This window comes from Hirschia litorea (assembly GCF_042665075.1).
Lineage (GTDB): Bacteria > Pseudomonadota > Alphaproteobacteria > Caulobacterales > Hyphomonadaceae > Hirschia > Hirschia litorea.
The window spans coordinates 193,327-207,786 of sequence record NZ_JBHTBR010000009.1; the positions used below are offsets into that span (position 1 = coordinate 193,327).

Consider the following 14,460-nt stretch of genomic DNA (forward strand, 5'->3'; position numbering starts at 1 on the left):
TTGAAAACAAAAAGGCCGCCCAAATGAATGGACGGCCTTTCCTTGTATATCCTAAACGAGGGTCTTGTTTAGAATTTCCGGTTCACAGTCACGAAGGCTGTACGTCCGCGAAGGTCGTATCCACCCACCAATGGAATGTTACCACGACGTGTCGCTACACCTGTTGAGATGTAAGGTGGCTCTTCATCAGTGATGTTTTGGAAACCACCGATAATGCTCCAGTCATCGTTTTGGTAACGCACTGTAAGGTCGTGTGTGAGAGATGCGTCAGCATCCACAACATAACGTGCATCGCGGCCGAAGTAAGTTGAGAACTCATCAGCGTAGATCGCGTTGCTTGTCTCGTGGATGTAGTCAAACAACCATGAGTAAGTCCAGTCGCCACGTTGCAAGCTCACACGACCATTTGCCACCCATTCTGGGTCACCAATAGTGCCTGAGAAGTCATCTGTATCGAAGCCTGATTCAGCGTTTGAATCAAACAATAGGCTGATGTCATCAATGGTTTGTGTCGCTTGAACTTCTACAATCATACCACCAAAGTCAAAGTCGTGGTTGTAGCGGATTGTGTAGTCGAAACCAGATGTTTTTTGCTGGTTTACGTTCAAGAAACTGTCAGTCACTGTTTCAACACCAAGGTGCTCAAGTGCATCGCTTGGGTTGTTTGTACGTGTAAACAAGTCACAGAATGCATTCGGGAAGTTTTCACTACCGTAACATCCACCAAGAATTGACGCTGAACCCAAGCGGCTAACTTGATCATTCACTTCGATAGAGAAGTAATCAATCGCGATAGAAAGATCTGCAAATGTAGGTGTGAAGATTACACCGATTGTTTCAGATTCAGATGTTTCTGCCTCTAGGTTTCCAGCACCACCACCAGATGTCACAAGCGCACTTGAACCGCTACCTGCGAAGTCTTCTGGGATACCATCAGCCGCACAGTTTGCACGGATGTTTGCGTTTGTTGAATCACCCCAATCAATACATGGGTCGATCGAACGTTGTGCCGCAAATGATGTTTGGTTTCCAAGGTATAGTTCATAAAGTGCAGGTGCACGGTATGATGTACCTTTAGAACCACGTACACGCAATGATGGGATAATCTGCCAGTTTAGACCAGCTTTCCATACGTCGCCTGTGCCGTAAGAGGCATAGTTGAATGAACGTGCAGACGCGTTGACTGTAAGTTCTTCAAATGCAGGAACGCCTTTTAGAATAGGCACTTCAAGCTCTGCAAAATACTCAACCACATCATCGTCACCTTGGGTCACGAGTGCGGAACTAGAACCCCAAAGGTCACCATTGATGGAGGCTTCTGAAGGTTGGTCATCAATTGAGAATTCGCGTGCTTCAATACCAACAGCTAGGCCAACATCACCTGCTGGTAGTTCAAAGATAGGACCCGCTGCAACCGCAGTGAACATGGATTGTTCATAAGTGGTTTTACCTTCTTGGTATTCAGACACTTCGTCATACCAAGATTGGTCATAACCAAAGAGGGCACCTGGAGCGAAGATGTCATATGTTGGTGCAACAGCTGTACCTGCACCGCGCGCACCACTGTGGTTCCAGTCACCTGATTTAGAAATCAAGATGCTGTCTCCGCCATAAGTCCCTTCAGACTTAGATGTCACCGCGTCCAATGACCAGTTCCAATCGCTTAGGAAGCCGCCAAATGTACCGTCAAGACCTGTCGCAAAGTGGTAGTAATCCACGTTGATTTCAGAGTTTGAAGGCGCAATCAGTACAGGTTGTACCAATGACGCGAACGGGTTTGTGTATGTTGTGTCAGGTGTGCCGTCTGCATTTGTGTAGCCAAGGCCAAATGGAACCAATGACGCATCACTAATACGCGGGAAGAACTGACGCCAGCCTTCAGATTTTGTCTTACGTGAGCTGTAAAGAAGCTCAGTATCCCAAGTGATTCCACCTAGAATGTTGAAGTCAAAGTTTGAAGAACCATACAATGTGAACACGTCTTGTGCGTTGATCGCATCAGCAGTGTTTGCGTATTCGCTGTTGATCACATCTTCATAGAATGCCACGCCGTCAGGGTCATCATAGCGACCGTTTGCGCGTGGGCGATATCCTTCAAGTCCACCAACTGTCACACCATCTGGAGACGGAATGTAGCGCTCGCCAGTGAAGGCATCAATGATTGTGTTGTGGTATAGGTTACCGCTTGAACAAGATAGGTTTGTGCCAGCGTGGATTGAGCGGTCTTCACGGTCAATACGTGCGCCTGTGTCTGGGTCAAACACGTAATCTTGAGGACATGATAGGTAGTCACGGTCGGCAAGTGAAAGGTCTTTACGTTTTGTGTACTGACCTGCAAGTACGATGTTACCAGTGTCAAAGTTAAGACCATAAGCCCCGTCAATCACGAAAGACTCACCGCCACCTTCAACAGGTTGGTTGTATTGTACCGTCAATTCAGGGCGGTCGATTGATGTACGTGTGATTACGTTCACAACACCAGCAACAGCATCAGAACCATAAATGGATGACGCACCATCTTTTAGGATGTCGACACGCGTGATGACTGAGCTAGGTAGTACGTTCAAGTCGAATGAACCCACTTGTCCACGTGTACCGGCTGGGCCTGGGCGGCGACCGTTCATCAAGACGAGTGAGCGGTTTGCACCAAGACCACGAAGAGACACAGAGTTGATACCTGTACCACCTTCAACAACGAAACCACCAAATTGGTTGTTTAGCTGAACAGAACCGGCTGCAACGGATGAGCCTTGAATGATTTCAGCGGTGTCAACAAGACCTTCAAGTGTCGCGACTTCCGCAGTGATCACTTGGATAGGGGAGGTTGATGAAAATTCATCGCGGCGCAGCAATGAACCCGTCACAACCACACGCTCCATCCGCTTGCTGTCTTCAGCTGCGGGCGCTTCGATGGCTTCTGGCGCTGTCGTTGTTTCAGCTTCCTGCGCGTATGCAGGGGCAAGTAATAGTGTACTTGCCGCTACTCCAGAGAGTAGAAGTGAAGTAGTCACTCTATTTGTTATTTTCATATGAATTAAGACCCGTGTATAATCAACGTTTTATGTTGATATTTATTTGAGGTTTACTTCCTCTGTCGCTGTGCCAAAGAATGCCCCAATGACACAAAACCGACACAAAGCTTGCACTTCGGGAATTATTTGCCAAGCCGTAAAATAAAAAACTAGGCGAAAACCTGCTAATAATTACCGAAATTGCCATAGAATGTGACAAAAAGGCGACAAAATGTGTGCAAATCAGGCGCATCATACCTATTTTTAGCAAAAGATTAGTAAACCTTACCTTGCGGTATATTTGATATTTCTAAAAATGTATGGAATGAATCATAGCAGGGCGGATAAATCGCCTAAAAGTTGTAAAAATCATCAGTACTTGATTTTACTTAGAAAATACTTGTGCGTAGGTTGTGCTTATTCTCTAGGTTGTGTCGGGAAACGTATCTGAGGTGAAGTATGAAATTATTGAAGCCTATGGCTTTCGCAGTCGCAGCAATTGCCGCGTCATGGGGCGCAAATGCGCAAATTCCTGTCGAGGATTTAGGGCGATATCCAGCCATGTCTTCATTGGATATGTCGCCTGATGGAAAATTCTTGGTTGGTCTTATGACGCCGCCAGGAAATGACGGAACTGATCGCGGTGTTGCGGTCTGGGACCTAACAAAACCAGGCTCTGCACCGACTTTTACACCGTCCAATGACAAGATGAAATTCATAGGTGCATCCGCATTTAAAGCGGGTAAAATCTTAGTACGTGCCAACCAAGCTTGGACGGGTGCGATGTATGGATGTATCGAAGGAAAATCCACCGGCGCGACCAAAACATTCATCGCCAAAACTTATTTGACAGACATCAAAATGAAAAAATTTGATGAGCCATTCGAGCCTGTAAAAGCAGGGAATGGTGTGCTGGAAACATGCGCAAAAGTGTCAGATGTTGGTGGGATTGTTGCAGATCTACCGCTTGACGACACCAAAGTTGTTGTTAGCCGCGTCAGTAAGGAATGGGAATTTACTGAATATCTTGTCTATGATTTGAAAGAAGATTCTTACCGTCTCATCTTCCGCGAAAACGACATTGATAGGCTTGGTCTGATAGACCCTCGCACAGGTGATTTGCTGACTAAAATTCGCCTTGATGAGCGTGGTGGTGAGTATTACCAAACGCCGCTCATCGTGAATGAAGCAGGTGACTTTGAAGAACACCCATTGCTCACAACAACAGCATCTAAGCGTCATACAATTAGTATTTCAGGTCGTGATGAAGCGACAGGAAAATACTATGTCGTCACTGACAAATTCAGCGATAAAGCTGCGCTATATATGTATGATCCAAAAGCTAAAAAGTTTGACGATCAGCCGCTTTTTGCGCACCCTGATTTCTCAGTAAGTGGCATTTCCTTGGGTAGGAAAGCTAATAATTTCAATAAATTATTAGCAGTGTATTTTGAAGCAGCAGATGAAGAAGTCTATTATGTCGATGAAGACCTTTATGCTATTCATGAAGGGCTAAAAGCAGCATTCCCGGGTAAAACTATCTCAATCCGCGAATACACGCCTGACTTCAAAAAAGTCCTTTTCACAACAGGAAGCACAGTCGACACAGCAACTTATTACTTGTTGCGTGACCGCAAGACACCCGAACTTATCGGTGCATTGCGTCCTTGGATTTTGCCAAAAGATATCGGCCCAACTGAACTTGTCTATTACACAGCACGTGATGGTATGAAAATTCCGGGCCTCCTTGCAAAACCTCCGGGCTGGAAAAAGGGGGATAAGCCTGTGCCAACTGTCATCATGCCACACGGTGGACCTTGGGCGCGTGACTATGCACAAGCAGCGAGTGGCGGCGATACTTGGGTACACTTCTTCACCTCACGTGGTTATGCTGTATTGAAACCTCAATATCGCGGCTCAGAAGGGTGGGGTCACAAGCTCTGGCTTGCCGGTGATAATGAGTGGGGCCAAAAAATGCAGGATGATAAAGACGATGGTGCTGCATGGTTGGTTCAAGAAGGTGTTGCTGATCCTAATAAGCTCGTCATGATGGGGTATTCCTATGGTGGATTTGCTGCCTTTGCAGCAAGTGTACGTGAAAACAGCCCATACCAATGTGCAATCGCAGGGGCAGGGGTTGCTAATCTGGAGCGTGTTGGAACGCTATGGAGCAACAACCGTTTCCAACGTGCTTTCCAAGGTCACACTGTGACTGGTATGGACCCGATCGAGAACACGGATAAAATCAATATTCCTATTTTGATCTTCCATGGTGATCGCGATGTGCGTGTGCCGCTTTTCCACTCAACTGATTTTTACAACAAAGTGAAAAACAAAGTGGATGCTGAATTGGTAGTCGTAAAAGACATGCCGCACAGCAATCCGTGGTGGCCGGAAAACTTCAACACAAGCTTCAATGCGATTGATGATTTCCTAAAAACACGTTGTTTTAAAAACTAAGTTTTTAAAGTCATAAGTTTTGAAAAGCCCGTCATTCATTTGGCGGGCTTTTTTATGACGTTTAGGAGATTGAAAATTGAAAAAATGAATTTCTTTCAGCGTATTAAATGAATTGTTCTGAAACTAAAATTCGAACTATCATAAAATTATGTAACATTGTACCGGCTCAAAATATTACTGCGACATAGTGTGTTTAACGTATGCCGCTGAGTATATTTTTCAGTATTTTAGCTTAAATTTGAAAGTCGAAAATGTTCCGTTTACTCCTTGTATCTACCTGCTTTTTATTTTCTGTCAGTCCACTGGCGCTTTCCCAGAGCTCAGGTGAAGAAAATATGGAAACCAAAGAGGTTCTGGATACTATCAAAGTGTATGGGCGCGGCCTCAACTTGAACGGCACAGCAATTGCCGCGTCTGAAGGTGTTGTAGGGTATAAAGACTTTGAAGATCGTCCACTTTCTCGTGTAGGTGAATTGATAGAAGTTATCCCTGGTGTGATCGCTACCCAACATTCTGGTGAAGGCAAAGCAAATCAATATTTTTTACGTGGCTTCAACCTTGACCACGGAACTGATTTTTCAGCCAATATTGACGGTGTGCCTGTTAATTTACGGAGTCATGGTCATGGGCAGGGATATTTAGATATAAACTTTGTCATTCCAGAGTTGGTTGAACGCGTCGATTTTCGCAAAGGTCCATATCGCGCATCCACGGGAGATTTCTCAGTGGCGGGATCGGGACAATACAATACGTATGACGCATTGAGGCATGATTTTGTTGAAGTCTCGGCAGGTGAGTTTGGATATTTACGGACTGTAATAGCGGGTGATTATAATATTTCTCAAAATACCTCCTTACTTTTCGGCTTGGAAACAGAAGTATATGATGGGCCTTGGGTGCTGGAGCAAGACCTCCAAAAGCTGAATGCAATGGGTAAAGTCATCCACACTGCAGGTGCGTGGAATCTAGAAGCTTCTCTGAGTGCATATGATAGCGAATGGACTGCGACTGACCAAATTCCTCGACGCGCAATCGATAGCGGACAAATAGAGCGGTTTGGTTTTATTGATGATGATTTGGGTGGTAACACAACACGTTTTTCTACAAATGGTCAGGCGCGATACAATCATGACAGTGGTGCAGAAACGAAATTCAATCTCTTTGCCGTAGCTTATGATTTTACCTTGTATTCCAACTTCACTTATTTTCTTGATGATCCTGTAAATGGTGATGAATTCGAGCAACGCGATCAACGCCATTACTATGGCGCAGGTGTTGGGCATACTAGAAACTTAACTGATCGTTTCACACTGCGCTCAGGCGGAGAAATACGCTATGATGATATAACTGACATAGGTCTTTTCAAAACAGCCTCTCGTCAGCGTGTTTCGACTGTGCGTCAAGACAGCGTGACTGAATTGAGCCTTGGTGTGTGGGGGGAGGTTGAATATGCATTGACCGAAAATCTTCGGGTGAGTGCGGGGGTGCGTGCTGATTATTTTGATGCGGATATCAATGCCGTGAGTGCGCCTGTTAATGGCGGCTCGGCCAGTGATGATTTGCTTTCACCAAAATTAGGTTTCGCATGGCAAACACCAGTAGGTTTAGAATTTTATGCCAATTACGGCCAAGGTTTCCATTCAAACGATGTGCGCGGCGCAACAATCTCAATAGATCCTGTTTCAGGAGACACGGTGCAGCCCGTACCTATTCTTGTTAAGGCGCATGGCACTGAAATAGGGGCGCGATTTGAGCATGGCCCATTGCGTGCCACCTTAGCAGTTTTCAGTCTCGATCTTGATTCAGAACTCGTGTTTGTTGGTGATGCAGGAACGACCGAAGTCAATGATGGATCTATTCGTAAAGGCATTGAAGCAAGTTTGTTTGTACAAGCAACAGATTGGTTGGTAGCTGATTTCTCTGCTGCATATACAGATGCCGAATTTGATATTTCAGGAAATGATAGGGCTATTCCAGGTGCAGTTGAAAGTGTGATCGGAGCGGGCATCTTAGCTAATTTTGAGTCGTGGACGTTCAGTACGCGATTACGTCATTTTGGTGAGGCACCATTGATCGAAGATGCAAGCGTCATGTCAGAGCCAACAACATTGGTTAATTTGGTGGGAAGTTATGATTGGCGCAACATAATATTATCACTTGAGGTCCTGAATGCGTTTAATGCTGAGGATAATGACATTAGCTATTTCTTTGGCTCGCAACTCTCCAATGAAATAGCGCCTGTTGAAGATATTCATTTTCATCCTGTTGAACCAAGACAGGTGCGGGTCTCTTTGCGATATAATTTCTAAATATAAGTGATCAGGTGGCGGCTGCCTGTGCGAAGATCAACCTCTGATCTGGCGAACAGACACGCGTGTCTAATCGCCAAAATCACGTTTGAGCAGCCATTCAATAGCTATAGGGATGCAAGTTATGATCGGCCCATCTTCAAATGATAAGCAATGCCATAGCTAGCTGGAGACACAGCCTAAGCAGAGTATGACCAAATGCGGAGCAGACGCTCTGCAGACCCAGTGCAAGCTATATGCAGGCAGGGTGCAGATGTGAGAATTTACGCCGAATTTAGCGCAAGACTTTTTCTTCACTTGCGCGTATGGAAAGCTTCGCTTTTACTTAAAGAGACCTTCCATGTCAGACAGCAATTTTGAAATTGGCGGCACACAAATCCGCGCGGGTGAACGTAAAACAATAGATATCCCACTCAGCTATTTGTCCGATCATACCCAAATGCATATGCGTGTTCAGGTCATTCGCGGCTCAAAACCTGGCCCCACTTTATTCGTCAGTGGAGCCATCCACGGTGATGAAATTATCGGGGTGGAAATTATCCGTCGAATTGCTGAATTGGCCCAACTAAAACGCTTGCACGGCACGGTTATTTTAGTCCCCATCGTCAACACATATGGCTTTGTGGGATTGTCTCGATATCTACCTGATCGCCGTGACTTGAATCGCTCATTTCCCGGGAGTGAAAAGGGGGCTTTAGCCGCGCAACTTGCCCACACCTTTATGTCCCAAATCGTGCAGTGTTCTGATTATGGTTTAGACCTCCACAGCGGCGCTATTCACCGCGCAAACCTACCTCAAATCCGCGCAAATTTAGACGATCCGGTCGTGGAAGGCATGGCGAAAGCTTTCGGTGCCTCCATCATGTTGAACGCAAATCTGCGTGATGGTTCTCTGCGCGAAGCCGCGCAAACTGTCGGCTGCAACATGTTGCTGTATGAAGCAGGTGAGGCGCTTCGTTTTGATGAGTCTGCCATTCGTATTGGTGTGAAAGGCGTGATTGGCGTTTTGCGCCACCTCGAAATGTTGCCGAAAAAAGCCAGCAAAACCAACGACAAATCTACTGACCCCATTCGCGCACAATCAAGTCATTGGCTGCGCGCACCTATGGGTGGTTTGCTGCGCCCTCTTAAAGCGCTGGGCGATAGTGTCCAGAAGGGGGAGGTGATTGCCATTGTCTCAAACCCAATGGGAGAGATGAGCAAAGACCTGACAGCGCGTCATTCAGGCATGGTGATTGGGCGCTCCAATCTGCCTGTGGTCAATCGCGGAGATGCTATTTTTCATATTGCGCGCGTCGATAATGTTGAAGACGCAGAAGATACACTTTCAGCAGTTGAGATGAACGCTGAAAATGATCCGCTCTTTGATGGAATGGAGATTGTTTAAGCCCTCAATGGGGCGCGAGGCATAGGTCTTATTATTGTAGACTTTTGACAAACCAAAATGTGTAATAGAAAAACCAAAAAAGTGAAAATATTTTCAAAACTCTCATAAGTTGTTGTAATTTATGTATTAATGGTGTCTCGTTGGTGCCATGTCGAGGATATTTGAAGCTTTTGTGGAGAATGAAAACGCAATCCGACGGGTTGTCGCGCGCTATTGTGCGCGCCCTGAAGATGTAGATGAATTGGTCCAAGAGACCTTTTTAAAATGCTTCGCTGCGGAATTAAAAGCAGAGATTCAAGAGCCTAAACACTTCCTTCTTCGTGCCGCCAAAAACACGGCACTGAGTGAAATAAAGAAAAAACGCAATACAACGACAGATTATTTGGAAGATTCTGCCGACAAGGACGTCTTAGTAGATGAGGGGCAATTTTCGCCCGAAACACGTTATGATGGACGTCGTAAGCTCGCTGTTCTTGCAATGGCGATAGGAAGCTTGTCTGCAGATGATCAAAGAATGCTATTAATGCGAAAAATGGAACATTTGAAATTTAAGCAAATTGCCCTGAGAATGGATGTGTCGGTCAGCACGGTTCAAAAACGTGTTGCCGCTGCGCTTTTGCATTGTAATGCATTCTTTCGCTCACGTGGGTATGACCCAATTGAATTTGGCGGACATTCTCTGACGCCGAAGTCTTCCAATATTGCCGGTTGGCCCCAGAAATCTACGCGACGGGAGTTAGATAATGACTGACCCGCGCAATATTATTGATTTTCCAGATATCCAGAAAGTAGAAGCTGAAGCTGCTGAATGGATTATGAAATTTGAAGATGGCGATGAAACTGCAGCTGATCGTGCGGCCTTTCGCAAATGGCTTGCCCGGGGTGAGCAATATAAAGAGGCATATCAACGTCTTGCTTCCCTGTGGGGCGCGTTAGATTTATTGGAAGATTTAGAAGACTTATCGCAAGCAGAAGTGCAAAAAGATTTACGCGCTCAAAACACGACAACTAATATTATCTCTCGACGTAGTGGATTGTGGGCAATGGCCGCTTCCATTGTCGGGATAGCAGTCGTGATGGGTGTTGGCTGGCAATTTCATACAGATTCAAGATTTGATTTCGAGGCTACTTACGTCACGCAATTAGGCAAACGCCAAACAGTGGCATTGCCCGATGGTTCTGAAGTCATTTTGAACACACAAAGCCATGTGGATGTGAAATATAATGACAAAGAACGCTTGATTTATCTGCGTAAGGGCGAAGCTTTTTTCGAAGTTGCCAAGAATGCAGAAAAGCCATTTTCCGTTATCGCGAATGGCGGGGCTGTTAAAGCAGTCGGTACAGCATTTACGGTACGCCTCAGAGATTCAAAAATTGATGTCACGGTTGCAGAAGGGCGGGTAGCTTTATATGCCGCCTCTAAAGAAGAGCCCTTAGAAAACGCCTCATACCATTTAGACAAAAACGCAGAAACGCTCCTGCAAGTTACGGCAGGTCAGCAGGTTTTGTTCCGTGATAAGATAGAGCATCTGGGCCATGTCGATCCTTCCGTTATGAAGCGCAAGCTTTCTTGGCGAGAGGGGGTTTTAGCTTTCTCTGGAGACCCATTGTCTGAAATGGTTGAGGAAGTTTCGCGTTATACAGATATTAAAATAGAAATTCGTGATGATGCATTGCGAACTTTACCAGTAGCTGGTTACTTTGAAGCTGGAGAAGTTGATGCAATGCTCGAAGCTTTGAAATTGATGGCAAACATCGAAGCAGAGCATATAGATTCTAAACACATTTTATTAAAAAGAGAGAATCTGAAAACTGACGACTAAAAGCATTTTTGCTTGTTACATAAGCGCGCCCAGACGCGTATTGTAAATAATTTACAAAAAATAGGGAGGAAGTTTATGTCTTTTGAATCTTGGGAAGTCTTCTTTTGTAAGACCGGTGTGAAAAACGCATTCGCGTGCTGATCAGCGGGATAATAATTGAGGAAACGGTGAGTTTAGTTCGTAGGGTTTCGTGTGGGTGTTTATTGGCCACAACGATATGCTCCCTACCTTTTGCGCAAGCGCAGACTCTAGATGATCGATATGATTTTCATATCGAAACGGGGACGCTTGGCTCGGTGTTGGATGAGTTCGTAGACACTGCGAACATCCAACTTCTGTATCCTCATGAGTTATCGAATGTGACGGGGTTAAATCCTGTCATTGGTCAGTACACAATCGAAGAAGCTTTACAGGTTCTCCTTGAGGGGACGCATTTTTCTGGCGGTCTAACGAAGAGTGGGGTGATTGTCATCGCGCTCAACAATAGCGGAAGACCGCAGGAAAGGGAGGCTGTAATGTCGATTGGGGAATTACAGAAAACGAAGAAGAAAGCACTATTGGCAGGTGCTGCTGCTATGGCGCTGAGCATGAGCAATCAGCAAGCCGTTGCACAAGCAAATGATGACGTTGTGGCGGTAGGAACAACCGCGCAAGATGAGAACCTCACTCAAGATGTGATTGTTGTGACAGGTATCCGTAAATCACTACAGGATGCGGCTGCAATCAAACGAAATGCAGATGGTGTTGTCGATGCAATTTCAGCAGAAGATATAGGCAAATTTCCAGATACAAACCTTGCCGAATCTTTGCAGCGCATCACAGGTGTTTCAATCGACCGCTCCAATGGGGAAGGAAATCAGGTTTCTGTACGTGGTTTTGGGCCTCGCTTTAATCTTGTGACGTTAAATGGTCGACAAATGCCTAAAGCCTCCACACAAGCTGATGTGAATGTGAATCGCGGCTTCAATTTCCGTGAGCTGTCTTCAGAAGTTGTGTCGGGTGTTGAAGTTCTAAAGACAGGCCGCGCGAATGTGGCTTCAGGCGGTATAGGGTCAACCATAAACATCAAAACATCGCGTCCATTAGATATTGGCAAGCAGCAGATTTCACTAGGTGTGAAGGGTGTTGTGGATACCACGAATGAAGCGGGCGATGACGTTACACCAGAAATCGTTGGTCTTTACAGCAATGTCTTTATGGACGGCAGATTGGGTATCTTAGTGTCCGCTGCCCATGCGGAGCGTAATAGCCGTAGTGAGCAAGTTAAAATTGATGGTTGGATCCGCGATGATGGAACCACATACACAGGCGTTGATCGGTCTGGAATAGATCGCTCGACAAACCCAACGGGGACATTCTTTGTGCCGCGTAATTATGTGCTAAATGTTGGCGATCATGACCGTCAGCGTCAGAACTATCAGGGTGTCGTTCAGTTTAAACCAACGGACCGATTAACCGCGACATTGGACTATACGGGGTCGCGTTTCCAAGATGATTTCACAGAATTGGAAACAAGCTTTTGGTTTGACTCTGATAGCGGAACAATGGGCGTTGCGGATGCAAATGGCACTGTTACAAGCCCGCGTCACAATAATCACCGTATGAATTTTGGTGGATTGGCTAAAACGACAGAAATCGTTGGTGATTCATTTGGAGCCAACCTTGAGTGGGAAGCAACCGATGATCTCACGCTTGTATTTGACTACCATAACTCTGTCTCAAAATCGCAGCCAGATGGTAATTTAGGTGAAGTTCTAACAGTGTTGAGCGGAAATACATTTGATGTTGATATCGGTGTAGATATGACGGGCAATGATATCCCCAACACTGTGGTCGTCGATTCACGTGTGCCGGGCGGTACAGCTTTTGCTGCGAGTGCAATCCAAGCAGATGTGTCTGTGGGGCGGGGGCGTCAAATTGAAAATACCGTCGAGCAAGCTCAAATAGGCGGTGTTTGGGAAAACGCTTTAGACAATGGCTTTAAGCGCCTGAACTTTGGAGCGTCATACACAAATTACCAATATGATGATTTCAACCGTTTCTGGTTTGCTGTTGTGGATACGGTCGATATCTCCAATTTCCCAGTCAGTTTTGTGCCGCGCGGCGATGTTGCAGCCAATTTCTCTGGTCAAGAAACATTATTTCAAAATCGCGCCATCTATGATGTGAATGCCCTAAACCGGTTGGTCGATGACGGAATTGATTTTGAAAACGTTGAAACTGGCTTCCCACCGTTTTTCAGTAGCGTGACAGAAGAGACTTTGTCGGCATATCTTTCAGGTGATTTTGAAGCTGAATTCCATGGCTTGCCAATTGATGTGAATGCAGGTGTTCGGATTGAAAAAACCGAAACAACAGGTAGCTCCACATCAAATCTGCCGCGTGGTTTGCGTCATCTAACAAATGAATCACTGGAGCAAATTGCTGCTGATAGTGCTGATATTGAAACCAATACAGCTGACTATACTGAGTTCCTTCCCAATATAGATGCCAAGCTCAATTTTACAGACAATTTGATTGGACGATTATCTTATAGCCGGACGATCACACGCAGTAACCTTGAAGACTTAGCTCCCGGCACAGTCATTACCAACACTAGACCGAGTAGTGGGACGGGCATCTCTGATGGTATCTTCACCGCGCGCCAAGGTGATACAGGGCTATTGCCATATAGCTCGAATAATATCGACGCATCGTTGGAGTGGTATTATGGGGATGAGGGCAAATTTGGAGCCGGAGAGGGAAGTTATTTCTCTATCGGGTACTTTTCTAAAGATGTTCAAAACTTTATCGGTACGCAGGTCTTTGAACGCACTATAAACAGCTCATTGGGTGTTCCGATCACTGACCCGTCGGCAAACCCACGTCCGGGCTGTCCTGATAGTACAGGCAACACGCCAGCGTGTGAGTCTCAACCAGGCGATCCAGTGGCAACATTTGATGTTGTGGCAACAAGCAATCTTGGGTCAGCGAAAGTTGATGGGTTTGAGGTTAACCTTCAACACCTGATCGGCGATACTGGATTTGGTTTCATTGCCAATGCGACATTCGTAGATTCAGATGCTGAATATGACATCAATTCATTGGAACAAAGAGTAGCTCTGCCGGGGTTGAGCGACTCTGCCAACCTTGTGGCATTCTATGACAAGCATGGATTTCAAGCTCGTGCTGCTTATAACTGGCGCGATGAGTTCTTGTTGCAGACAAACCAATTCCACAGCCCAGACGAGCCAGTATTTACAGAAGCTTATGGACAGCTCGATGTAAGTGCGAGCTATGAAATCAATGGCAATTTCACCGTCTTCCTTGAAGGCTTAAATGTGACGGAAGAAGGCATTCAACAGCATGGACGATTTAACAATCAGTTCCTGCGTGCTGAAGCTTATGGTGCACGATACAATTTCGGTGTGCGAGCGTCATTCTAATAGCTTGAACGAAGCCACTTGAATTAAACTTATAAAAAGGGCGGG

7 protein-coding genes are annotated in these 14,460 nt (G+C 45.7%); 6 read left to right on the forward strand and 1 reads right to left on the reverse strand.

The genetic code is table 11. The annotated features are described in order from the left end of the window. Nucleotides 1-68: 68 nt before the first annotated feature. On the reverse strand, nucleotides 69-3,011 hold the full coding sequence (locus tag ACFQS8_RS15635; RefSeq protein ID WP_382169122.1) for a TonB-dependent receptor domain-containing protein: 2,943 nt from the start codon (nucleotides 3,009-3,011) through the stop codon (nucleotides 69-71). 459 nt (nucleotides 3,012-3,470) lie between these two features. Between ACFQS8_RS15635 and ACFQS8_RS15640 the strand changes: the two genes are divergently transcribed. From ACFQS8_RS15640 to ACFQS8_RS15665, 6 genes are all read left to right on the forward strand, one after another. After that, nucleotides 3,471-5,471 carry an alpha/beta hydrolase family protein gene (locus ACFQS8_RS15640; protein WP_382169124.1) on the forward strand — a complete coding sequence of 667 codons (2,001 nt, stop codon included), beginning with the start codon at nucleotides 3,471-3,473 and terminating at the stop codon, nucleotides 5,469-5,471. Nucleotides 5,472-5,806: 335 nt separating this feature from the next. Next, nucleotides 5,807-7,780: a TonB-dependent receptor gene (locus ACFQS8_RS15645; protein WP_382169126.1), complete on the forward strand. Its 1,974-nt coding sequence runs from the start codon at nucleotides 5,807-5,809 to the stop codon at nucleotides 7,778-7,780. 340 nt (nucleotides 7,781-8,120) lie between these two features. Next, entirely contained in the window at nucleotides 8,121-9,167 is a 1,047-nt protein-coding gene (locus ACFQS8_RS15650) for a succinylglutamate desuccinylase/aspartoacylase family protein (RefSeq protein ID WP_382169128.1), read from the forward strand. 148 nt (nucleotides 9,168-9,315) lie between these two features. Continuing rightward, nucleotides 9,316-9,918 (forward strand): RNA polymerase sigma factor, encoded by a 603-nt coding sequence (locus ACFQS8_RS15655; protein WP_382169130.1) that lies wholly within the window; start codon nucleotides 9,316-9,318, stop codon nucleotides 9,916-9,918. After that, on the forward strand, nucleotides 9,911-10,990 hold the full coding sequence (locus ACFQS8_RS15660; protein WP_382169132.1) for a FecR family protein: 1,080 nt from the start codon (nucleotides 9,911-9,913) through the stop codon (nucleotides 10,988-10,990). Before ACFQS8_RS15655 ends, ACFQS8_RS15660 begins: the two co-directional genes overlap by 8 nt. A gap of 203 nt (nucleotides 10,991-11,193) precedes the next feature. Then, entirely contained in the window at nucleotides 11,194-14,415 is a 3,222-nt protein-coding gene (locus ACFQS8_RS15665; RefSeq protein ID WP_382169134.1) for a TonB-dependent receptor, read from the forward strand. Nucleotides 14,416-14,460: the final 45 nt, after the last annotated feature.